The 21583-nt window shown below is 61.6% G+C and carries 20 protein-coding genes; 8 read left to right on the top strand and 12 right to left on the bottom strand.

The window, feature by feature from the left end; genetic code table 11:
- Positions 1–8 precede the first annotated feature (8 nt).
- The 5 genes from DBP26_RS07680 to DBP26_RS07700 all read right to left on the bottom strand — a co-directional run bounded on the left by DBP26_RS07680 (position 9) and on the right by DBP26_RS07700 (position 4729).
- Positions 9–698 carry an NlpC/P60 family protein gene (locus DBP26_RS07680; RefSeq protein WP_108237279.1) on the bottom strand — a complete coding sequence of 230 codons (690 nt, stop codon included), beginning with the start codon at positions 696–698 and terminating at the stop codon, positions 9–11.
- Positions 699–764: 66 nt separating this feature from the next.
- Positions 765–1544, bottom strand: coding sequence for an NAD-dependent protein deacylase (locus DBP26_RS07685; RefSeq protein ID WP_256601705.1), 780 nt, complete (start codon positions 1542–1544; stop codon positions 765–767).
- Between the two features lie 2 nt (positions 1545–1546).
- Positions 1547–2251, bottom strand: a complete 705-nt coding sequence (gene hda / locus DBP26_RS07690) for a DnaA regulatory inactivator Hda (protein WP_108237280.1) — start codon at positions 2249–2251, stop codon at positions 1547–1549.
- A 307-nt stretch (positions 2252–2558) separates the two neighbouring features.
- Complete coding sequence (locus DBP26_RS07695) at positions 2559–3632, bottom strand: AI-2E family transporter (protein WP_108237281.1); 1074 nt, start codon at positions 3630–3632, stop codon at positions 2559–2561.
- 41 nt (positions 3633–3673) lie between these two features.
- Positions 3674–4729, bottom strand: coding sequence for a DUF2066 domain-containing protein (locus tag DBP26_RS07700; RefSeq protein ID WP_108237282.1), 1056 nt, complete (start codon positions 4727–4729; stop codon positions 3674–3676).
- 311 nt (positions 4730–5040) lie between these two features.
- Here DBP26_RS07700 and purM point away from each other — a divergent pair, with 311 nt between their 5' ends.
- From purM to DBP26_RS07720, 4 genes are all read left to right on the top strand, one after another.
- Positions 5041–6099, top strand: coding sequence for a phosphoribosylformylglycinamidine cyclo-ligase (gene purM, locus DBP26_RS07705; protein ID WP_108237283.1), 1059 nt, complete (start codon positions 5041–5043; stop codon positions 6097–6099).
- An 8-nt stretch (positions 6100–6107) separates the two neighbouring features.
- Positions 6108–6761: a phosphoribosylglycinamide formyltransferase gene (purN, locus tag DBP26_RS07710; RefSeq protein ID WP_108237327.1), complete on the top strand. Its 654-nt coding sequence runs from the start codon at positions 6108–6110 to the stop codon at positions 6759–6761.
- A gap of 32 nt (positions 6762–6793) precedes the next feature.
- Positions 6794–7510 (top strand): DUF3108 domain-containing protein, encoded by a 717-nt coding sequence (locus tag DBP26_RS07715; RefSeq protein WP_108237284.1) that lies wholly within the window; start codon positions 6794–6796, stop codon positions 7508–7510.
- Positions 7511–7856: 346 nt separating this feature from the next.
- Positions 7857–8045: a hypothetical protein gene (locus DBP26_RS07720; RefSeq protein ID WP_108237285.1), complete on the top strand. Its 189-nt coding sequence runs from the start codon at positions 7857–7859 to the stop codon at positions 8043–8045.
- 58 nt (positions 8046–8103) lie between these two features.
- Here the strand turns inward: DBP26_RS07720 and DBP26_RS07725 are convergent, their stop codons facing one another.
- The 7 genes from DBP26_RS07725 to DBP26_RS07755 form a co-directional block, all read right to left on the bottom strand.
- Entirely contained in the window at positions 8104–8646 is a 543-nt protein-coding gene (locus tag DBP26_RS07725) for a DUF2058 domain-containing protein (protein WP_108237286.1), read from the bottom strand.
- Between the two features lie 37 nt (positions 8647–8683).
- Positions 8684–9517 (bottom strand): nucleoside triphosphate pyrophosphohydrolase, encoded by an 834-nt coding sequence (mazG, locus tag DBP26_RS07730; RefSeq protein WP_108237287.1) that lies wholly within the window; start codon positions 9515–9517, stop codon positions 8684–8686.
- Positions 9518–9611: 94 nt separating this feature from the next.
- On the bottom strand, positions 9612–11855 hold the full coding sequence (relA, locus tag DBP26_RS07735; RefSeq protein ID WP_108237288.1) for a GTP diphosphokinase: 2244 nt from the start codon (positions 11853–11855) through the stop codon (positions 9612–9614).
- A 161-nt stretch (positions 11856–12016) separates the two neighbouring features.
- Positions 12017–13372: a 23S rRNA (uracil(1939)-C(5))-methyltransferase RlmD gene (gene rlmD / locus DBP26_RS07740; protein ID WP_108237289.1), complete on the bottom strand. Its 1356-nt coding sequence runs from the start codon at positions 13370–13372 to the stop codon at positions 12017–12019.
- Positions 13372–14274, bottom strand: a complete 903-nt coding sequence (gene cysM, locus DBP26_RS07745; RefSeq protein ID WP_108237290.1) for a cysteine synthase CysM — start codon at positions 14272–14274, stop codon at positions 13372–13374. Before cysM ends, rlmD begins: the two co-directional genes overlap by 1 nt.
- Before the next feature lie 177 nt (positions 14275–14451).
- Entirely contained in the window at positions 14452–15831 is a 1380-nt protein-coding gene (locus DBP26_RS07750) for a histidine kinase sensor domain-containing protein (RefSeq protein ID WP_108237291.1), read from the bottom strand.
- Positions 15824–16564 (bottom strand): response regulator transcription factor, encoded by a 741-nt coding sequence (locus DBP26_RS07755; RefSeq protein WP_108237328.1) that lies wholly within the window; start codon positions 16562–16564, stop codon positions 15824–15826. Before DBP26_RS07755 ends, DBP26_RS07750 begins: the two co-directional genes overlap by 8 nt.
- Before the next feature lie 238 nt (positions 16565–16802).
- Here DBP26_RS07755 and DBP26_RS07760 point away from each other — a divergent pair, with 238 nt between their 5' ends.
- The 4 genes from DBP26_RS07760 (at position 16803) to DBP26_RS07775 (ending at position 21549) form a co-directional block, all read left to right on the top strand.
- A complete protein-coding gene (locus DBP26_RS07760; protein WP_108237329.1) occupies positions 16803–19556 on the top strand; it encodes a response regulator in 2754 nt (917 codons plus the stop codon).
- Positions 19557–19660: 104 nt separating this feature from the next.
- Positions 19661–20644 carry a 2-hydroxyacid dehydrogenase gene (locus DBP26_RS07765; protein WP_108237292.1) on the top strand — a complete coding sequence of 328 codons (984 nt, stop codon included), beginning with the start codon at positions 19661–19663 and terminating at the stop codon, positions 20642–20644.
- A 69-nt stretch (positions 20645–20713) separates the two neighbouring features.
- The gene (locus DBP26_RS07770) at positions 20714–21151 is read left to right on the top strand and encodes a hypothetical protein (protein WP_108237330.1); all 438 of its coding nucleotides are present in this window, start codon (positions 20714–20716) and stop codon (positions 21149–21151) included.
- The gene (locus DBP26_RS07775) at positions 21148–21549 is read left to right on the top strand and encodes an META domain-containing protein (protein WP_108237293.1); all 402 of its coding nucleotides are present in this window, start codon (positions 21148–21150) and stop codon (positions 21547–21549) included. Before DBP26_RS07770 ends, DBP26_RS07775 begins: the two co-directional genes overlap by 4 nt.
- The last annotated feature ends 34 nt before the right edge of the window (positions 21550–21583 follow it).

Below are 21583 nucleotides of genomic sequence, written 5' to 3' on the forward strand. Positions count from 1 at the left end.
AACAACGGTTATTTACGATGTTGGCGCTTGATTGTAGTCGAGGTCATCGCAGTCGTCGTTTCAGGCACATGGGAAGGTGCCATGGCCAACGCACGCTTGGCTTCGATGAACGTCCGAGCCCAGTACGCATCGTCGAGGCTGTCGACGCGTACACCGCCACTGCGACGGCTGCTGGAATGAATGAATTGGTCATCACCCAGGTAGATACCCGCGTGGCTCACACGACCACGGCCAGCGGTGCTGAAGAACAGCAGATCACCAGGCTTGAGGTCGTTGCGTTTGACCAGAGGGGCATCGATGTTGATCATCTCGCGGGAAGAGCGTGGCAGGCTCATGCCTGCTTCTTCACGGAACAGATAACCGATGAAGCCGCTGCAATCGAAGCCGGAGGCGGTCGAGGTGCCGCCGAACCGGTAACGGGTGCCGATCAGCGACTTGCCACGTTCCAGAATACTGTCGGCCAGCAGGGGCAATTGATAAGGTTTGTTGTCGGCAAACTGCGCCAGCTCGTCTTCGGTGGCGATTTCGTCATCCAGGGCGGATGCCGAATACCCAGCGCGGTTGGCGGTTTGAGCGGTGGCAGAGTCCTTGAACGGTGGAATCTGCGCCTGCTGTTGCGATGCTGGCATCTGGGCCGCGCAGCCGAACAGCAGGGTCACGAGTGCGAGAGGCACGAGGGGTGCGAAGCGATTCAGCATGGGCACGACCGTGGCTAAGGTGTAAAGAAGCCGAGACTATGCCTTCAATCGTCGTCATTTGCAAATTCAATCGAAACAAATGTGACTTGCCAGTGTCCCCATCACATCTAAGGCTCGGCACCTCATAACAGCGTCCATGTGCCTGGAGTGATCGGTCGGCGAAGGGTTGATCTCAGCGGTAAAGCCTCCCGTAATTCGCGTTCGCACCAGCGGCTCGTGAATGTACGGGAAACTGGCCGTGGTTCCAACACTGAGTACAGCGTCAAAGCCTTTTGCCATCTCTGCATACAGCACATTCAATGCCAGCTCCGGCAACATCTCCTCGAACAAGACGACCGGCGGTCTGAGGACACCCTCACAATGCGCGCACAACGGCGGCAGCGCACGTTGCAAGTGAGCGCTCAGCTCCGGGTCCTGCGCGCCGCAGGACTGACAGTAGAGCGGTGCGATCTGCCCATGAATCTCGATCAACCGTTCGGGCGGGCTGCCCGCCGCCCGATGGTAACCGTCAACGTTCTGAGTCAGCACCCAGCATTCCGGCTTATATCGCTGCAGTTGTGCGATCGCAAAATGCGCCGCATTGGGCTGTCCACCCAGGCAAGCGCTACCTAATTGGGCAATGTATTTCCAGCACAGGGCAGGATCACGTCGCAGCATCGGCCCGGAAAGCGCCCTTTCGATCGGCAGCCCATCGTCGGTCTGGCCGTTGTACAAGCCGCCAACACCACGATAGGTCGGCAGACCCGAATCCGCCGACAACCCGGCGCCCGTGATGATCAGGATGCGGTCCGCGCGGCGCAGGGCGGCGACCGTCTGCTGCACCACCGCCGGGTCCACCTCTGGCAGCGTCACCAGCCGAGCGTTTCTTTAAGGAAGGGGATGGTCAGCTTCCGCTGAGCCTGCAGCGAGGCCTGATCGAGTTGCTCGAGGAGATCGAACAACGCGCTCATGCTGCGCTTGCCTCGAGTCAGAATGAAATGCCCGACTTCATCCGTCAGGTGCAAACCGCGGCGAGACGCGCGCAATTGCAGCGCACGAAGCTTCTCTTCGTCGGACAGCAGCCGCATTTGAAAGACCAGTGCCATCGTCAGGCGCGATTTGAGGTCTGCCAATTTGACCGGCAGCTCCCGTGGCGAACAGGACGCCGCGATCAGCAGGCGTCGACCACTGTCGCGCAGGCGATTGAACAGGTGGAAAAGGGCTTCCTCCCATTCGGGCTTGCCCGCCACGACCTGAAGATCGTCAAGACAGACCAGTTCGTACTGCTCAAGGTGATCGAACAGCTCGACGCCCTCTTCCAGCAGCTCGGCCATCGGCAGGTAGACGGCCGGTTCGCCCAATTGCTTGAAGCGCAGGCAGGCAGCCTGCAGCAGGTGTGTGCGCCCTACCCCGTTCTTGCCCCACAGATAGATGAGGCTCTCGGTCCACCCGGCATCGGCCTCGCACAGGCGCTCGACGTAGCCGAGTGCAGCGGCATTGGCGCCTGGGTAGTAATTGATGAAGGTGGCGTCATCACGCAGACGCACACTCAGGGGCAGCTGAACTGGTTTCATGCTGGCTGACCGGTTCGATGACGAACCGCCAAGGGGCCTCTGTGTAAAGTGTGCAAAGTTTATACCCGAGAGGCCAGCCGCACAATCCGCCAGTCGGCCTGCAAAATCAACGAGTTGCATCCGCTCCCGGCAAGACGCCGGATTCGGCGCCATGACAGGTGACCCAATGCGCCTGCTGTTACGGTTCACGGTCAGATCACGAAAGGGGGCAGGTCGAGTCCGGCATGCGGCCTCGTTGCCACAGGCTTGTGATCGACCCGCCCCGCCCTTTAGCCCTCTCATTTCACTGCAAGCGAGCATCGGTCCCTTATAGCTCAGGATCCTCCATGCCACCGTAGATGTCCGAATCCTTGTACAGGTCGTGTACGTGCCGTACCAGAACCATGATCACCGCGGCAACAGGCAGCGCGAGGAGAATGCCGGTGAAACCGAACAACTCTCCGCCCGCCAGAATCGCGAAAATGACCGCCACAGGGTGCAGACCGATACGGTCGCCCACCAGCAGCGGTGTGAGGACCATGCCTTCGAGCGCCTGCCCCACCATGAACACGGCCACGATGCCCAGCATCGGATACAGGTCGCCGCCGAACTGAAAGAAGCCCGCCAGGATCGCCGACCCGATACCGATCACGAACCCCATATAAGGCACGATGGCGGCCAGCCCTGCGATCACGCCGATCAGCAGGCCCAGCTCGAGACCGACCAGCATCAGGCCGGCCGCGTAAATGACCCCCAGTGCGACCATCACCAGCAACTGCCCGCGAATGAACGCGCCTAGCACTTCGTGGCATTCGTCAGCCAGGGCTACGATCTTCTTCTCACGATGACGCGGCAGCAGGCTGCGAACCTTGGCCATCATCACATCCCAGTCCCGCAAGAGGTAGAAGCAGACCACCGGGATCAGCACCAGGTTGGTCAACCAGCCAATCAGCGCAAGCGTCGATGTGGTGGCCTGGGCCAGGACGATTCCGACGATGTCACCGGTCTGCCCCATGTGCTCGGAAATCGCCGCCTTGACCTTGTCGAACTTCCAGAACCCTTCCGCCAGTCCCAGCTTGGCCTGCACCCAGGGCAATGCCGTGTGTTGCAGCCAGTCCAGTATCTGCGGCGCCAGCTCGTAGAGCCGGTAGAGCTGCTTGGCGAGCATTGGCACCAACACCAGCAGCAAGCCCATGAAGATCAGTGTGAACAGGACGAAAACCGTCACCACCGCCCATGTCCGGGACATCTTGAGTTTTTCCAGCCGATCGGCCAGAGGGTCGCCCATGTAAGCCAACAGCAGCGCCACCAGAAACGGCGAAAGAATGGCATGCAACAGCCAGACGAACAGGCACAGCAGGACCACCCCGCCCAGCCAGAACCAACGACGCGTATCAATCATTACCGACCCTCGATCCATTCATGGTGCATCGTCTCATTCACTTACCAACGAAAATGCAGCGTTTGCGCTGCGGTCGGGACGGGCACCGGCGCGGCTCCGCCCGCAGGGACTTGCCCTGCATCGACGGGGGTCGGGCTCAGCTCGCCCGCGGGGACTTCCTGCAATTTGGCCAACGCCAGTTGCGAACGCAGTTGGTCCGCGCTGCCGCTGACATCGAACACGACCTTGTCGCCTTCCGCCGACTTCAGACGCCCGCCGAAGGGCTCCAGCAAGCGACCCAACTGGGCGTAACGCTCCAGCGTCATACCCTGCACTTCCAGCGCCATGCCCGACGAAGTCCCTGGCTTGACCACGAAACGGGGGGCCAGCCGCTGACTCACCGCCAGCAACACCGCATCCGCCAAGTCGGCAGAGGACGCAGCCGATGCGCTGCCTTGCTCCATCTTGTCGCCCAGCCACAGGTGCCATTTGCCCTGCCACTGTTCCCCATTTTGCTGAGCATGAACAGCAAGGATCGCATCGGAGCCGTAACGCTCGGAGGCCTGTTTCAACGGCGTCACGTCGTTGCCATCGAGGGTCTTGGCATTGCCAATGCCCTGCTCGCCCAGATCAGCCAGCGGCAAACGCAGCGGCAAGCCACGGTGCTGGGCCGCGCGGCGCAGAGGTTCGGCAGTCGCCTGACCATCGCCCACCAGGTTCGCGCCATCGGTTGCATCGTTCAGCCACCAGGCCATGATCACCGGGCGGTTGGAGCCCCACAGGGCAAGCCCTGCCTGGCGTAGGGCGCGGTCGGTGCTGGCCGGGTCAAAATCCACCTGCAGCGACTCAGGGGGACCGGCGTCGTAACCGAACTGGCTGATGATCTGCTGCGGATCCTTGCGTACATCGGCCAGACCTGCGCCCTGGGCGGCCTTCGCATCCCCCGTCAGACGAATGACCAGGGTTTCCAGCGCAGCCTGGGTGGCGCGGGCTTTTTCATCGGGGGTCTGACCGCTGACCGGCTCACGCACCTGGTACAGATTGTTCACCGTCTCGGCCAGGGCCGGGAGGCTGATGAGGGACAGACAACCTATCAACAGGCAGTTCTTCAGGCGCATAAAAATTCCCACGAAGCAAAAGGTGCAGCCTATAAATAGCTGCGTGAAAAATGACTCGCTCGACTCAGACCGCAACGCCGCCCGAATCGCTCACTCTGGGGATGAACTTACACCTTTTATCGCGGCCGACGAACGGCTGAAGCCTGAACGACCGCGTTATTTTTTCTGATCGAGGCCCTGCCTGTCGGGCCAAGGATGGCCGGTGGAGTCCAACCCTGATAAAATCGCGCGCCTTCGCAGACCGGCGATGACACAGCCACGAGCCGTCTCCACCCCGGTCGTTACCCCGAATCCCCCTAAAGGCCTGGATAATGAGCAAGCAACCCTCCCTGAGCTACAAAGACGCCGGTGTAGACATCGACGCCGGTGAAGCATTGGTCGAACGCATCAAGGGCGTGGCCAAGCGCACCAAGCGCCCGGAAGTGATGGGCGGCCTGGGCGGGTTCGGCGCGCTGTGCGAAATTCCTGCCGGCTACAAACAACCGGTGCTGGTGTCCGGCACCGACGGCGTCGGCACCAAGCTGCGCCTGGCCCTGAACCTCAACAAGCACGACAGCATCGGCATCGATCTGGTCGCCATGTGCGTGAACGATCTGGTGGTGTGCGGCGCCGAGCCTCTGTTCTTCCTGGATTACTACGCCACCGGCAAACTGAACGTCGACACCGCGGCTCAGGTCGTGACCGGCATCGGTGCAGGCTGCGAACTGGCGGGTTGCTCGCTGGTCGGCGGTGAGACCGCTGAAATGCCTGGCATGTACGAAGGCGAAGACTACGACCTGGCCGGCTTCTGTGTCGGCGTGGTTGAAAAGGCCGAAATCATCGATGGCTCGAAAGTCGCCAGCGGAGACGCGTTGATTGCGCTGCCATCGTCCGGCCCACACTCCAACGGCTATTCGCTGATTCGCAAGATCATCGAAGTCGCGGGTGCCGACATCGAAAACATTCAACTGGACGGCAAACCTCTGACCGACCTGCTGATGGCGCCGACTCGCATCTACGTCAAGCCGTTGCTCAAGCTGATCAAGGATACCGGTGCCGTGAAGGCCATGGCCCACATCACCGGTGGCGGTCTGCTGGACAACATCCCGCGCGTGCTGCCCGAGGGCGCCCAGGCGGTCATCGACGTGGCGAGCTGGACCCGCCCTGCGGTGTTCGATTGGCTGCAAGAGAAAGGCAACGTCGACGAGCACGAAATGCACCGCGTCCTGAATTGCGGCGTGGGTATGGTCATCTGCGTTGCACAGGAACACGTCGAAGCGTCGCTGAACGCGCTGCGTGACGCGGGCGAGCAGCCATGGGTGATCGGGCAGATCGGCGTTGCGGCCGATGGTGCTCCACAGGTCGAGCTGAAAAACGTCAAGGCGCATTGATGCCCGACATGCCCCAACCCTGTGATGTAGTGGTGCTGCTGTCCGGCACCGGCGGTAACCTGCAAGCGATGATCGACAGCTTTCAGGACAGTTCGAGCCCGGCTCGCATCTGCGCGGTGATTTCCAACCGCGCCGATGCCTTCGGCCTGGAGCGGGCTCGAAACGCAGGCATCGCGACCCGCGTTCTGGAGCACACCGCCTATGAGGGTCGCGAGGCCTTCGACACCGCGCTGGTCGAACTGATCGACTCGTTTGCGCCGAAGCTGGTGGTCCTTGCTGGCTTCATGCGCATCCTCACTCCGGGCTTCGTGCGCCATTACCACGGACGCCTGCTGAACATACATCCGTCATTGCTTCCGCGTTACAAAGGCTTGCACACCCACCAGCGGGTGCTGGAGGCTGGCGACACCGAGCATGGGTGCAGCGTGCACTTCGTCACCGAGGAACTCGATGGTGGGCCTCTGGTCGTACAAGCTGTTATTTCGGTACAGTTGCACGACACGCTTGCCACGCTGGCGCAACGGGTTCACACCCAGGAACACCTGATTTACCCGCTGGCCATCCGCTGGTTCGCCGAGGGCCGCCTGGCCTTGGACGTATCGGGTGCTTCACTGGACGGGCAGCCCCTGGGGCCAAGCGGTCATGTGATTCGGGCCGTCTAAGTCGGCCCTTCCATTCAAAGACAGGAGATACCATGCGTCGTGCTTTGCTCTTCGCTTTCGCTCTGCTCGCACTTCCTACGGTTCACGCGGCAGACCCTCAACCGTTCTCCGCGAGCTACACCGCCGATTTCAAACAACTACCTGTAGGGGGCGGCAGCGCCACCCGCAGCCTGGAAAAGAACGCCGACGGCACCTGGACCTTGAACTTCCAGGCGTCAATGATGATTGCCAGCCTGACCGAAGTCAGCACCTTCAAGGCTGACAAGGGCACGCTGTTGCCGCAGACCTACCACTTCGAACGTGGCGGCCTGGGCAAGAGCAAGACTGTCGATCTGGTGTTCGACTGGTCCACCAAGTTCGTCACGGGCACCGATCGCAAAGACCCGATCAAGATCCCACTGAATACCGGGATTCTTGACAAGTCCACGTACCAGTTGGCGCTGCAGAACGATGTCGCCGCGGGCAAGAAGACCATGAGCTACCAAGTGGTCGACGGTGACGAAACGGACACCTATGATTTCCGCGTCCTGGGCACCGAAAAAGTCGACACCAAGGTGGGTTCGGTCGATGCCATCAAGGTCGAGCGCGTGCGCGACCCGACTCAGACCAAGCGTATTACGGTGATGTGGTTCGCCAAGAACTACGACTACCTGCTGGTCCGCCTGCAACAGGTCGAGACCGACGGTAAGGAATACAACATCATGCTGCAAGACGGCACCGTGAACGGTAAGTCGGTGAAAGGCAGCTGATCGCAGCGCCTGTAGACGCCTCTGAACCCCGCTACGGCGGGGTTTTTTGTGCCCTGACCCTTCGAAATAACGCGCTCGGGACCTGCCCAATCCGCGGTCGAAGGGCTGAAGCCTTCGTAGCGGTTCGCCTGTGGTCCTGGCCAGCAAAAAATGAAACATTCTTCATCCCGCCTTCCGTGTGCGACAAATCGCCACAGCACCTTGCAAAACAGCGATTTACCCACTCTTACGAATTTCGCAAAAAACCTTTACAGAAAACGAACGTTTACTTAGCAAGCTACGGAAATTTATAAAGAAGTCACTGCGACGTCCTGCCGCAGATATCAAAGAGTCAGGAGTTTTCGATATGACGGTAACGGTTACTGAACGCGACGAAGCCCACAAATCACACGAAAGCATTGCCGACGGCATTCAGATCTGGGATGTGCGACAGCAGGGTGAGCTGGTTGGGATGTTCCATCAAGAATCGGACGCGCAGAGCTATGCCGCAGAACTCGCGGCTCTAGAGGCCAAGAAGGCCGAAAGCATGCAATAACGGAATCGCAGCAAAACAAAACCCGCCTTGGCGGGTTTTGTCATTCAGGGGTAGCGGATTACCACATCAGATCGTCGGGGATCTTGTAAGCCGCGTACGGATCGTCGGCATCCGGCTCTTCGGTGGTCTCGCTGAGCAGCACGATACGCCGAGGATCACGCTCCTGAACCTTCAACGCCGCCTCACGCGGGATGACCTCATAGGTGCCACCGTGGTGCACGATCGCCAGCGAGCCGTTGCTGAGCTTGCTGCGCATCAGAGCGTTGACGGAAATACGCTTGACCTTCTTGTCGTCGGCAAAGTTGAAGTAATCCTCGGTGGTCAGCTTCGGTAGCCGGGTGGCCTCGATCAATTGCTTGACCTGAGCGGCACGGGCTTTCTGCTCGGCTTTTTCCTGCTGCTGACGGTTCAGTTCCTGATCGCGCTTGGCTTTCTCAGCCATGGCTTCCTGGGCTGCGCGCTGATGAGTGTCATCCGCCACTGCCTGACCCTTGTGTACGAGGCGCTGCTCTTTCTGCTTGCTCTTGGCGACCTGTTTGGCCTGCTTCTCATTGACCAGACCGGCTTTGAGCAGTTGGTCACGAAGGGATATACCCGCCATTGATGTTCTCTCTCTGACTTCTTGCTAAACCGACGACTCAACCGCAGTCGGGCGTGTTCTTTTCCTGACGCTTGGCTTGACCCCAGAGCGCGTCCATTTCTTCGAGACTGCAATCTTCGATGGGACGCCCCGCCTCGCGCAAGGCTGTTTCGATAAAACGAAAGCGCCGCTCGAATTTGCCGTTGGCGGCGCGCAATGACTGTTCCGGATCGACCTTGAGATGACGTGCCAGGTTGACCACGACGAACAGCAGGTCACCCACCTCCTCCTCGATGGCTTCGCTGTCGTTGTCGGCCATGGCCTGAAGTACTTCGTCGAGCTCCTCACGCACTTTGTCGATCACCGGCAGCGCTTCGGGCCAGTCAAAGCCGACCTGAGCCGCGCGCTTCTGCAATTTGGCGGCCCTCGACAGCGCAGGCAGGACATTCGGCACATCGTCGAGCAGGGAGAGCTGCTCCGGCACATGCGCTTTCCCGGCTCGCTCTTCGGCCTTGATTTCCTCCCAGCGATGCTTGACCTGATCCTCGCTCAAGCGCGGCGTTTCCAGCGGGGCGTAGAGATCGCCCGTGGGAAAGACATGGGGATGGCGACGGATCAGCTTGCGGGTAATGCCGTCGACCACACCATCGAAGGCGAAACGGCCCTCTTCCCGAGCCAACTGGCAGTAATACACCACCTGAAACAACAGGTCGCCCAGCTCACCTCGCAAGTCATCGTAATCCTCGCGCTCGATGGCGTCGGCCACTTCATAGGCCTCTTCGAGGGTGTGCGGGACGATGGTCGCGTAACGCTGCTTCACATCCCATGGGCAGCCATATTGCGGATCGCGCAGGCGGGCCATGAGGTGCAGCAGATCATCTAGCTTGTACATGGATTTCCTTGGATCAGAGCGGCAAGCGACACACCACAACCTTCAGGCAGTCTGTGGACGCCTTGAGGCCTGTGGTGTGCCGCTCTCGTTGCTGTCAGGGCGTACGGTTACGCCGCGTCTCGATGATGTTCGGCAACTGCGAGATGCGCCCCAGCAAGCGTCCCAGCGCATCCAGCCCGGGAATCTCGATGGTCAGCGACATCAATGCGGTGTTGTCTTCCTTGTTCGAACGGGTATTGACCGCCAGCACGTTGATGCGCTCGTTGAGCAACACCTGAGACACGTCACGCAGCAGCCCCGAGCGGTCGTACGCCCGAATGATGATATCCACCGGATAGGTGAGCACCGGCACCGGCCCCCAACTGACCTGGATGATGCGCTCCGGCTCGCGTCCGGCCAGTTGCAGCACCGACGCGCAGTCCTGGCGGTGAATGCTCACGCCACGCCCTTGAGTGATGTAACCGACGATGGCATCGCCCGGCAGCGGCTGGCAGCAGCCCGCCATCTGGGTCATCAGATTGCCCACGCCCTGGATCTGGATGTCGCCGCGCTTGCCGGGTTTGTAACCCGAGGCCTTGCGCGGGATCAGCTCCAACTGCTCGTTGCCCCGCTCTGGCTCGACCAACTGTTGCGCCAGGTTCACCAACTGCGCCAGGCGTAGATCCCCCGCCCCCAGAGAGGCGAACATGTCTTCGGCGGTTTTCATGTTGGCCTTTTCCGCCAACCGTTCGAAGTCCACCTGTGGCAACGCCAGGCGAAGCAACTCGCGCTCCAGCAGCACCTTGCCCGCCGCCACGTTCTGGTCGCGCGCCTGCAGCTTGAACCAGTGGACGATCTTGGCCCTCGCCCGCGAGGTGGTGATGTACCCCAGGTTCGAGTTCAGCCAGTCGCGGCTCGGCGTACCGTGCTTGCTGGTGATGATTTCGACCTGTTCACCGGTCTGCAGGCTGTAGTTCAGCGGCACGATGCGGCCATTGATCTTGGCGCCCCGGCAGTTGTGGCCGATTTCGGTGTGCACGCGATAGGCGAAGTCCAGCGGCGTCGCCCCCTTGGGCAGGTCGATGGCATGCCCGTCCGGGGTAAAGACGTAGACCCGGTCCGGCTCGATGTCGACCCGCAGCTGCTCGGCCAGCCCCCCGATGTCCCCCAGTTCTTCGTGCCATTCCAGCACCTGACGCAGCCAGGAGATCTTTTCTTCGTAATGGTTGGAACTGGATTTGACGTCCGTGCCCTTGTACCGCCAGTGAGCACAAACCCCCAGTTCGGCTTCCTCATGCATGGCGTGGGTGCGGATCTGCACTTCCAGCACCTTGCCTTCAGGGCCGATCACTGCGGTGTGCAGCGAACGGTAGCCGTTCTCCTTGGGGTTGGCGATGTAGTCGTCGAATTCCTTGGGAATGTGCCGCCACAGCGTGTGGACGATACCCAACGCGGTGTAGCAGTCGCGCATCTCCGGCACCAGCACCCGCACTGCCCGCACATCGTAGATTTGGCTGAATTCCAGCCCTTTGCGCTGCATTTTGCGCCAGATCGAGTAAATGTGTTTGGCCCGACCGCTGATATCCGCCTTGACACCGGTCGCCAGCAGCTCGTTTTCCAGCTGAGACATCACGTCGGTAATGAAACGCTCCCGATCGAGGCGACGCTCGTGGAGCAACTTGGCGATCTGCTTGTACTGTTCGGGTTCGAGGTACCGGAAGGACAGGTCTTCCAGTTCCCATTTGATGTGACCGATCCCGAGACGATGGGCAAGGGGCGCGTAGATGTCGAAGACTTCGCGAGCGACACGATTGCGCTTTTCGTCGCTGGCGTTTTTCACCGCACGGATGGCGCAGGTCCGCTCGGCAAGCTTGATCAAAGCGACGCGCACGTCGTCGACCATGGCCACCAGCATCTTGCGCAGGTTCTCGACCTGCACCTGGCTACCCAGCACCAGGGACTGACGCGGGCTGAGGCTGGCGCTGATCGCCGCCATGCGCAGCACTCCATCGATCAGTTTGGTGACCGTCGGGCCGAAACGCTGACTGACATCGGGCAGCGAAATCTTGTTCTCACGCACGCCGCGGTAGATCACCGCCGCGATGAGCGAATCCTGATCGAGCTTGAGGTCGGCCAGAATTTCCGCGATTTCCAGCCCCGTCTGAAAGCTCGACGTGCCTTCTGCCCAGAGGTTCTTGGCGGCGTTGTCCTGCTGCTCGGCCAACCGCGCGAACTCGCAGGCCTCCTTTAGCGCCTGTCGGTCCACTGCGAGGTCGACGCTGACCACATGATCGAGCCATGCGTCGAGGTTGATACTGCCGTCGGTGTTTATCGGCTGGTGTGCTCTCACCTGTACCATGTTGCTTACCTTCCCTACGGCGCGATGAAATGCGCCATCAGTCGCTGGCCTTCTCGGCGCATGCTCCTTGCGGGCCTTGCAAGGACTGGCATACGCGGGCCAGTCGGATTAAACGAGACTCCTTGTAAGACGCTGGCTCAGTTCCTCGAGCCCTGCTTGCCTCACTTACTCGCTTCAAATAACGCCATCGCCTCGACATGCGCTGTCTGTGGAAACATATCGAGGATTCCGGCACGTTTTAATCGGTAGCCCTGCCGGATCAGTTCGACCGTGTCGCGCGCCAGCGTGGCCGGGTTGCAGGACACGTAAACCAGCCGCTCGGCGCCGAGCTTGCGTAGCCTGCTTACCACTTCGAACGCCCCGTCACGCGGGGGATCGAGCAACACGGCTGAGAAACCTTCCACGGCCCAGGTTGCCTTGTCCAGCGGCTGCGACAGATCCGCCTGATGAAACCGTACATTATGCAAATCGTTACTGACTGCGTTATCGGCAGCCCGACGCACCATGGCATCGACCCCCTCCACCGCTACCACTTCGCGGGCGATCCGTGCCAGTGGTAGAGCGAAGTTACCAAGCCCGCAGAACAAGTCCAGCACTCGTTCGTCCGAACGGGGTGCAAGCCACGAAAGCGCCTGCTGGATCATCGCAGTATTGACCTGCGCGTTGACTTGCACGAAGTCACCAGGGCGATACGCCAGCATCAGGTTCCACGGCTCAAGGGTATACCCCAGTTGCGCACCGGCATCCACCGGCTGCGGCTCGCCCTCGCCGTGCAACCAGAGCTGCGCGGCATGGGCCTGGCAAAAAGCGTCGAGAATGTGCAGGTCGGCGTCGACCAATGGAGCCGTGTGACGCACAAGCACGGCATTGGCCGACCCGCTGAACAATTCCACGTGGCCCAGCGCCTGGGGCTTACTCAAGCTTTTCAGCATGGCCGGTAACGCTGTGATGATCGGCTGCAAGGCCTGTACCAGCACCGGGCATTGGTCGATGGCGACGATGTCCTGACTGGACGCGGCGCGGAATCCAACATCCAGCCGCTTGGCTTTCGCATCCCAGCGGACCGCGACACGCGCGCGACGGCGGTAGGCGTACTCATCACCGGTCAGAGGGGCAGCCCACTCTTCAGGTTCGATACCCGACACCCGAATCAACTGATCGGCCAGCATGCGCTGTTTCAGGGCAAGCTGCTCGTCATGGGGCATGTGCTGGAGGCTACAGCCGCCACAGTGGCCGAAGTGCGGACAAGCCGCCGTGCGGCGCAAGGCGCTGGTTTCAAAGACTCGCTCGGTGCGCGCTTCCACGACTTTGCCATGGGCGCCCAGTACCCTGGCTTCGACGTCCTCCCCCGCCAGACTGCCGGACACGAACCAGGTGCGACCGTCGACGAAGCCGACACCGCGGCCGTCGTTCGCCAGCCGCTCGATGTTCAAGCGCTGTTTTTTACCGGTAGGGACCTGCGTTGCCCGTGTGCCGCCACTGGGCTGGAAACGCAGGCCCGAATCACGCCGGGCCATCAGTTGGGCGCATCGTAGACGCCGGTCGACAGGTATCGGTCGCCTCGGTCACAAATGATCGCGACCATGACCGCGTTCTCGACTTCCCGAGACAAACGCAGCATGCCCGCCACAGCACCGCCCGACGACACGCCACAGAAAATACCCTCTTCGCGGGCCAACCGACGCATCACGTCCTCGGCCTCGCTTTGGGCCATGTCCATGATCCGGTCGACACGGTCAGCCTGATAGATTTTCGGCAGGTATTCCTGTGGCCAACGGCGGATCCCGGGAATCGCCGAGCCGTCCATAGGCTGAAGGCCGACGATCTGGATGTTCGGGTTCTGTTCCTTGAGGTAACGCGAGGTGCCCATGATGGTCCCGGTGGTCCCCATGGAACTCACGAAATGGGTGATGGTGCCACCGGTCTGTCGCCAGATTTCCGGCCCGGTTCCCACGTAATGCGCCTCCGGGTTGTCGCCGTTGGCGAACTGGTCGAGAACCTTGCCACGGCCTTCGGCCTGCATGCGTTCGGCCAAGTCCCGGGCGCCCTCCATGCCTTCCTCCTTGCTGACCAGAATCAGCTTGGCACCGTAAGCAGTCATCGCAGCCTTGCGCTCGGCACTGGAGTTGTCGGGCATGATCAGGATCATGCGATAGCCTTTGATGGCAGCAGCCATTGCCAGCGCAATGCCGGTGTTGCCGGAGGTCGCTTCGATCAGGGTATCGCCCTGATGGATCTGGCCGCGCAGTTCGGCGCGGGTAATCATCGACAGCGCCGGGCGGTCCTTCACGGAACCGGCCGGATTGTTGCCTTCGAGCTTGAGCAGCAAGGTATTGCTGGTGTTCCCGGCCATGCGTTGCAGACGCACCAGCGGGGTGTTGCCGACGCAGTCGGCGATGGTTTGATACTGCAGGGTCATGGCGTGTTCGCGGTCCAGACATGCGGGGGTCGCCTATCATACCGGCAATCGAGGCCAGCCCATATCACGCAAAGTGAGTTCGCTAGGACCAAATGGAATAAGGCGCCCCTCGACATGCTTCCAATCCCTTGGTCGTCGATGAACCGGCCTGCTGCGCAGACCGGCCCGCCGGGCGACTTACTCGACCGTTTCCCTGTCCGCGGCCGGTAGTCGCATGATGATACGCAAACCTTCCAGAGTGTTTTCCGCCCACATGTCGCCGCCCTGCAGCCGCAAGGAGTTGCGGGCGATACTCAGCCCCAGACCGAACCCGCCGTCGCCAGGGCGTGCGCCATCGAGACGAATGAACGGTGCGAAGATCCGCTCCAGGTCACCGTCATCCACCCCGCCGCCCTGGTCGTCCAGCCAGATCAACCAATCGGCGCCATCACGACGCCCACCCAGCCGCACCAGTCCACCGGGCGGCGAATGTCGGATCGCGTTGCGCAGAATGTTTTCCAGCGCCTGTGCCAGGGTGTTCAAATGCCCACGGACCCAGCATTCGCTGCCCAAGTCGCAGCTCAACTGTCGGGGCGACCAAAAGCTCTCGAAGCAGGCGTCGTCGACCAGCATGTCCCACAGCGCCAGCAGTTGAATGTCCTCGTCCGGCAGTTTCTCCCGCTCGGCGTCCAGCCAGGCCAGGTGCAGGGTGTCGTCCACCAGTCGCCGCATCCCTTCGACCTCGCGGCTCAGGCGCTCGCGCAGTTCCGGCAGGCTCTGCTCGCTGTCGCAGGCCACGCGCAAGCGGCTCAGCGGTGTGCGCAGCTCATGGGAAAGATCGCGCAGCAATTGTTGCTGGATCTGCACGGTGGATTGCAGCCGCGCGGCCATGTGGTCGAACGCCCGGTTGAGCTCTCCCAGCTCGTCCTGTCGAGAAGTCATCTGAGGCGAGAGCCGGCTGGAGAGGCGATCGGCGCGCCAGGCATTGGCCTGTTCCCGCAACTGATTGAGGGGGCGAATCAACAGCCGGTACAAACCGACGCACAACAGCAGGGTGAACAAGGCCGGAATCACGGCGTTGGTCAATATCTGCCACAGCAAGGCGTGGCGGCCGGGGGTGAAGCGCTCGGGCAGTTCGATGACCAGGCTGCCGACGGCCGGGTGCTGGGGAAACGGAATCTTCAGCCAGGGCGCGGACTTCTGGCGCCTGCTCATCGGCCAGTCCACCCCCCGCATGAAGGTCAGGCGCTGCATTTGAACATCGTCCAGCGGCACGCTGCCCAGGGATTGCAGATCACGCCCGATCACGCCCACCCAGCCCTTCTCATGGCGGCGGACCTCGCGCAGCCACACATCGACCCCCTGCTGTCGCCCAACCTTCCACGCCTGCTCGGCCTCGGCAGCGTAGCCGTTGAGCACGCTGCGGGATTCAGCAGACAGATAGGCATTCTGCGTTTCCAGGTAACGCCCCCAGTACCAACTGAGCCAGATCATCAGCAGGCAGAAGCCCACCAGCAGAACCACCAGTTTCCAGAACAGCGAATGCCTGCCAGGCAGGCCAGGATTGCCTTCAGCCATCGACAACTGCCGTCGTCAGCACATAGCCCTTGCCCCACACCGTGCGGACGTGGCCCTCTTCATAGCCGACGGCCTTGAGCTTGCGGCGGATCTGACTGACGTGCATGTCCAGGCTACGGTCATGCTGCGAATAGCCCCTTTGCAGCACATGCTGATAAAGGAAAGGTTTACTGAGCACTTCCTCGGGGCTGCGCCACAAGGTCTCCAGCAGCCGGTACTCGGTAGGGGTCAACTGCGCAGCCCTGCCCGCGAACGTCACGTCGCACACCCCTTCGTCGAAGGCCAGCGCCCCAGGCTTCGGCAGGTCGGCCGGAGGAGGCATGCCTAGGCGCGCGTGGCCACTGCGGTCCAGCGCCACGCGCCGCAGGATGGCCTCGATGCGAACCCTCAGTTCATCGACGCTGAAAGGCTTGGGCAGGTAATCATCGGCGCCGTTGCGGAAGCCACTGATGCGGTCCGCTTCGGCGCCGAGGGCCGACATCAGGATGATGGGCACGGTGTGGTGACGGCGCAGGTTCACGAGGATGTCGAGGCCGTTCATGCCCGGCAGCAGAATGTCCATCAATACCACGTCGAAAGGCTGGGACTGCGCCCTTTCGAGCCCTTCCACGCCGTTGCGACACCAAGTGACATGGAAGCCACAGCGGTCCAGTTGCTCATGAACGAACGCGCCGAGCACGGGATCGTCCTCGATGGCGAGGATGCTGGGGCGGTGAATGGTGGCGGGATTCATTGGCGTCTGCGATTGATTCTCAAGGCCGTGATTATTCAAGATTGCCCTGTGCCGAGCAATGGTGACTGATCGCCAAAGCCGGTAGGACGCTTCGCCGATCGCCATTTAGCCGCCAATCCTTGCGCGCAACTGGCTACACTGCGCAGACGACCATAGGGCTGTATGCCGAACATCAGGGCACGCTGGCGCAGGACTTGCCATGCAACGACGGATGACCGCGCGTGCCGGAGAACACAATGTGCTGAACAGACTGGGCATAAAAGGCCGCGTGCTGCTCCTGACTCTGCTGCCGACCTGCCTGATGGCGGGGCTGCTGGGAGGCTATTTCACCTGGATGCAGCTTTCCGAGTTGCAGACCCAGTTGGTCAAGCGCGGCGAGATGATCGCCAACGAACTGGCTCCGCTATCGGCGGCGGCGCTGGCCAGTGCCGACAAACCGATGCTCGACCGCATCGCCGGGCAGGTGCTGGAACAGGCGGACGTGCGCGCGGTGTCGTTCCTGGACGCCGAGCGCAACGTGCTCGCCCACGCCGGGCCGACCATGATCAACCAGCCACCGATCGGCAGCGGCACCCACCTGTTGCAGCGCTCCGAGAACGACGCCACGCGTTACCTCATGCCGGTATTCGGTCGCAATCGTCATCTCACCGGTGATGTGGTCCCGGCAGAAGCCGACCGGCTGTTGGGTTGGGTCGAACTGGAACTGTCCCACAGCGGCACCCTGTTGCGCGGTTACCGCAGCCTGTTCGCCAGTCTGATGCTGATTGCCGCCGGGCTGGGCCTGACCGCAATCCTCGCGCTGCGCATGAGCCGCACCATCAACGGGCCAATCAGTCAGATCAAACATGTCGTCGCCCAGTTGAAAGAAGGCAACCTCGAAGCACGACTGCCTCCGATGGGCAGTCATGAGCTGGACGAACTCGGGTCAGGGATCAACCGCATGGCGGCGACCCTGCAAAACGCTCAGGAAGAGCTGCAGCACAACATCGAGCAGGCCACCGAGGACGTGCGCCAGAACCTGGAAACCATCGAAATCCAGAACATCGAACTGGACCTGGCGCGCAAGGAGGCCCTGGAGGCCAGCCGGATCAAGTCGGAATTCCTGGCCAACATGAGCCACGAGATCCGCACGCCGCTCAACGGCATCCTGGGGTTCACCCACCTGCTGCAGAAAAGCGAGCTCACACCGCGTCAGCATGATTATTTAGGCACCATCGAAAAGTCGGCCGACAGCCTGCTGAGCATCATCAACGAGATTCTGGACTTCTCGAAGATCGAAGCAGGCAAGCTGGTGCTCGACACCATCCCCTTCAACCTGCGGGACCTGTTGCAGGACACGCTGACGATCCTCGCCCCGGCGGCCCACGCCAAACAACTGGAGCTGGTGAGTCTGGTGTACCGCGACACGCCCCTGTCGCTGGTGGGCGATCCGCTGCGGCTCAAACAGATCCTGACCAACCTCGTCAGCAATGCCATCAAGTTCACCCGCGAAGGCACCATTGTCGCTCGGGCGATGCTGGAGGAAGAACATGAAGACGCTGTGCAACTGCGCATCAGCGTGCAGGACACCGGCATCGGTCTGTCCAGTCAGGATGTTCGCGCGCTGTTCCAGGCGTTCAGCCAGGCCGACAACTCCTTGTCACGCCATTCTGGCGGCACCGGGTTGGGGTTGGTGATCTCCAAGCGGCTGATCGAGCAGATGGGCGGTGAAATCGGCGTGGAAAGCACGCCCGGCGAAGGCTCGGAATTCTGGATCACCCTGACATTGCCAAAAACCCGCAATGACATTGAAGACCTGCCCGCCCCGCCGCTGCTGGGTCGCCGCGTCGCGGTCCTCGAGCACCACGACTTGGCGCGTCAGGCATTGGAGCACCAACTGGAAGACTGCGGCTTGCAGCCGATGGTCTTCAACAACGTGGAAAACCTCATCAACGGGGTGACGGTGGTGCACCAGACGCCGCACGCCATCGACATGGCTGTGCTCGGCGTCACTGCGCACGAACTGCCGCCAGAGCGCTTGCGTCAGCAGATCTGGGACCTGGAAAACCTCGACTGCAAAGTGCTGGTACTATGCCCGACCACCGAACAGGCGCTGTATCAGGCCTCGGTGCCCGATGCCTATACCCAATTGCAGGCCAAACCGGCGTGCACCCGCAAGCTGCGCCGGGCGTTGTCCGAATTGATCAACCCCAAGCAATTGCGCAACGAAGCACCCGAGCCGGTTTCCAGCAGGCCTGCGCGGATCCTGTGCGTGGACGACAACCCGGCCAACCTGTTGCTGGTCCAGACCCTGCTCGAAGACATGGGCGCCAGGGTGATGGCCGTGGACAGCGGCTATGCGGCGGTTCAGGCCGTGCAGGAAGAACCCTTCGATCTGGTGCTGATGGACGTCCAGATGCCCGGCATGGATGGCCGCCAGGCCACCGAGGCGATTCGCAGTTGGGAAACCGAACGGCAGATTACGTCGCTGCCGATCGTTGCCCTCACCGCCCACGCCATGGCCAATGAAAAGCGTGCCCTTTTGCAAAGCGGCATGGACGATTACCTGACCAAGCCGATCAGCGAACGACAACTGGCGCAGGTGGTGCTGAAGTGGACGGGTCTGGCCTTGCGCAATCAAGCCCCCGAACGTCACCACGAGATCAGCCACGGCGGCATCAACCTGCAAGTGCTCGATCATGAAGAAGGCTTGCGCCTGGCCGCCGGAAAGGCGGATCTTGCCGCAGACATGCTGGCGATGCTGCTTGCCTCGCTGGACACTGACCGTCAGGCAATCAGGGCTGCCCGTGAAGAAAACGACCACGTGGCGCTGATCGAGCGGGTTCATCGCCTCCATGGCGCAACCCGTTACTGCGGCGTGCCACAGCTTCGCGCAGCCTGTCAGCGCAGCGAAACCCTGCTCAAGCAAGCGTCGCCGGACAGCGGTCAGGCACTGGACGACCTGGAGAAAGCCATTACCCGGCTCGAGACCGAGGCGCGAGTGAGTGCTTGATGTAGGTCAATACCATCGAAACCAACCCTGCCATGTTCTTGGGTAGGCGCGTGGCGCCCCCCGTTCCAACGGATCGATCCGCATTCAAGTCGTGAGGAGCCCCCATGCGCACCCTTCTCTATAGCAGCCAGGCCTACGATCGCGACAGCTTCCTCGCCACGCCCAATGACGGTGGCATCGAGCTGAATTTTCAGCCTGCACGGCTGACGCTGGATACGGTCGCGCTGGCTGACGGCTATCCGGTGATTTGCGCATTCATCAACGATGACTTGAGCACGCCGGTGCTGGAGCGTCTCGCGGCCGGCGGCACACGCCTGGTCGCCCTGCGGTCGGCAGGTTTCAACCATGTCGACCTGCCCGCCGCCCGGCGGCTGGGGCTGACGGTGGTGCGGGTCCCCGCATACTCGCCCCATGCCGTCGCCGAACACGCGGTGGCGCTAATCCTTTCGCTCAATCGGCACCTGCATCGCGCCTACAACCGCACCCGCGATGGCGACTTCACGTTGCATGGCCTGACCGGGTTCGACTTGGTGGGCAAGACCGTCGGCGTGGTGGGCACCGGACAGATCGGGGCGGCGTTCGCCCGGATCATGGCCGGGTTCGGCTGCCGATTACTCGCCTACGATCCCTACCCGAATCCCGACGTCCTGGCCTTGGGCGGGCGCTATCTGCCGCTGGAGCAGGTGTTGTCACAGGCGCAGATTGTCAGCCTGCATTGCCCGCTCAACGACGACACGCGCCACCTGATCAACGCCGACTCACTGTCCCGAATGCCGCGCGGGGCAATGCTCATCAACACCGGTCGCGGTGCCCTGGTGGACACCCCCGCATTGGTGGATGCGTTGAAAACCGGGCAACTGGGCTATCTGGGGCTGGACGTGTACGAGGAAGAGGCGCAGTTGTTCTTCGAAGACCGTTCGGACTTGCCCCTGCAGGACGACGTGCTCGCACGGCTGCTCACGTTTCCCAACGTAGTGATCACGGCGCATCAGGCGTTTCTGACCCACGAAGCGCTGGGCGCAATTGCCCAGACGACGCTGGAGAACATCAGGCAATGGGCAGCGGGCACACCTCGGAATTTGGTGTGAGCGACTGCCCTGCGGCAGCCAGACAACACCCACTAAAGTGTTAGCATGCGCGCCTATTTGGAGACCCTCATGGCCGAACACGATTTTCGTTACAGCATGCTCACCCCGCAACATACCCTGATCGAATGCCGCAGCCTGGCGGTGGGACGTTACCAAGTCACTGGCAACGGCGGCTCGATCAAGCACGATGACGTCTTGCTGGTGACGGTCAAAGGCAGCAAGGACCTGTACATGCGCCTGAACGTCGAAAAGGTTCGTCACCTCATCAATCCGCCGGGTCAATGGGTGGCGGTGGCCAATGGGCCGGCCTTCACGGAACTGGCGATCCACCAATGGAAAGTCACCTGCAACGGCTGCGGGAAAGTGCAGGACGTCGAGTTCATGGTCGACGGCAAGGAAGGCAAGAAAGCCCTGAAGCCCGCGGCCACGGCACGCATTGCCGAACTGGGCTGGGTGACGTCTGGGGAACGGCACCTGTGCCCCGCCTGCGCAAAAGACGCCGCATGAAACGGCTGCTGGTAACCCTGGCCATCTCGCTGCTCAGCGGTTGTGCCCATGACAGCGAGGCGCTCAGGCGTGACCACGGGTATGTGCTGGAATGGATCGGCGAACGCCCCTTGATCGACAGCAGTCACTTGACCATGACCTTGGGCGAGGATGGCCGAGCCTACGGCAGTGGTGGCTGCAACCACTGGTTCGCGGCGTACCGGCTGGAGGGTGATGCGATCAGCTTCGGCCCGGTTGGCAGCACCCGCAGGCTCTGCGCCCCGGCGCTGATGGAACAGGAGCGTCGATTCTTCGACGCCCTGGGCCACGTGCAGCGTTGGGACCTGTCGAACGTCCAGCAACTGCAACTCTGGCCCGCCGAGGGGTTGCCGCTGCGGTTGTGGCTTGAAGAAGACTGAATCATCCGCCTGCCGACAACCTGCCGTGGCTGAG

The sequence above is a fragment of the Pseudomonas sp. RIT409 genome, assembly GCF_003052515.2.
In the GTDB taxonomy this organism is placed as follows: Bacteria; Pseudomonadota; Gammaproteobacteria; order Pseudomonadales; family Pseudomonadaceae; genus Aquipseudomonas.

Bases quoted from the DNA above. Each gene is read 5' to 3' on its own strand.
- DBP26_RS07680 (WP_108237279.1), bottom strand. From the start codon at position 698: ATGCTGAATCGCTTCGCACCCCTCGTGCCTCTCGCACTCGTGACCCTG.
- hda (WP_108237280.1), bottom strand. From the start codon at position 2,251: ATGAAACCAGTTCAGCTGCCCCTGAGTGTGCGTCTGCGTGATGACGCC.
- DBP26_RS07695 (WP_108237281.1), bottom strand. From the start codon at position 3,632: ATGATTGATACGCGTCGTTGGTTCTGGCTGGGCGGGGTGGTCCTGCTG.
- DBP26_RS07700 (WP_108237282.1), bottom strand. From the start codon at position 4,729: ATGCGCCTGAAGAACTGCCTGTTGATAGGTTGTCTGTCCCTCATCAGC.
- purM (WP_108237283.1), top strand. From the start codon at position 5,041: ATGAGCAAGCAACCCTCCCTGAGCTACAAAGACGCCGGTGTAGACATC.
- purN (WP_108237327.1), top strand. From the start codon at position 6,108: ATGCCCCAACCCTGTGATGTAGTGGTGCTGCTGTCCGGCACCGGCGGT.
- DBP26_RS07715 (WP_108237284.1), top strand. From the start codon at position 6,794: ATGCGTCGTGCTTTGCTCTTCGCTTTCGCTCTGCTCGCACTTCCTACG.
- DBP26_RS07720 (WP_108237285.1), top strand. From the start codon at position 7,857: ATGACGGTAACGGTTACTGAACGCGACGAAGCCCACAAATCACACGAA.
- DBP26_RS07725 (WP_108237286.1), bottom strand. From the start codon at position 8,646: ATGGCGGGTATATCCCTTCGTGACCAACTGCTCAAAGCCGGTCTGGTC.
- mazG (WP_108237287.1), bottom strand. From the start codon at position 9,517: ATGTACAAGCTAGATGATCTGCTGCACCTCATGGCCCGCCTGCGCGAT.
- relA (WP_108237288.1), bottom strand. From the start codon at position 11,855: ATGGTACAGGTGAGAGCACACCAGCCGATAAACACCGACGGCAGTATC.
- rlmD (WP_108237289.1), bottom strand. From the start codon at position 13,372: ATGGCCCGGCGTGATTCGGGCCTGCGTTTCCAGCCCAGTGGCGGCACA.
- cysM (WP_108237290.1), bottom strand. From the start codon at position 14,274: ATGACCCTGCAGTATCAAACCATCGCCGACTGCGTCGGCAACACCCCG.
- DBP26_RS07750 (WP_108237291.1), bottom strand. From the start codon at position 15,831: ATGGCTGAAGGCAATCCTGGCCTGCCTGGCAGGCATTCGCTGTTCTGG.
- DBP26_RS07755 (WP_108237328.1), bottom strand. From the start codon at position 16,564: ATGAATCCCGCCACCATTCACCGCCCCAGCATCCTCGCCATCGAGGAC.
- DBP26_RS07765 (WP_108237292.1), top strand. From the start codon at position 19,661: ATGCGCACCCTTCTCTATAGCAGCCAGGCCTACGATCGCGACAGCTTC.
- DBP26_RS07770 (WP_108237330.1), top strand. From the start codon at position 20,714: ATGGCCGAACACGATTTTCGTTACAGCATGCTCACCCCGCAACATACC.
- DBP26_RS07775 (WP_108237293.1), top strand. From the start codon at position 21,148: ATGAAACGGCTGCTGGTAACCCTGGCCATCTCGCTGCTCAGCGGTTGT.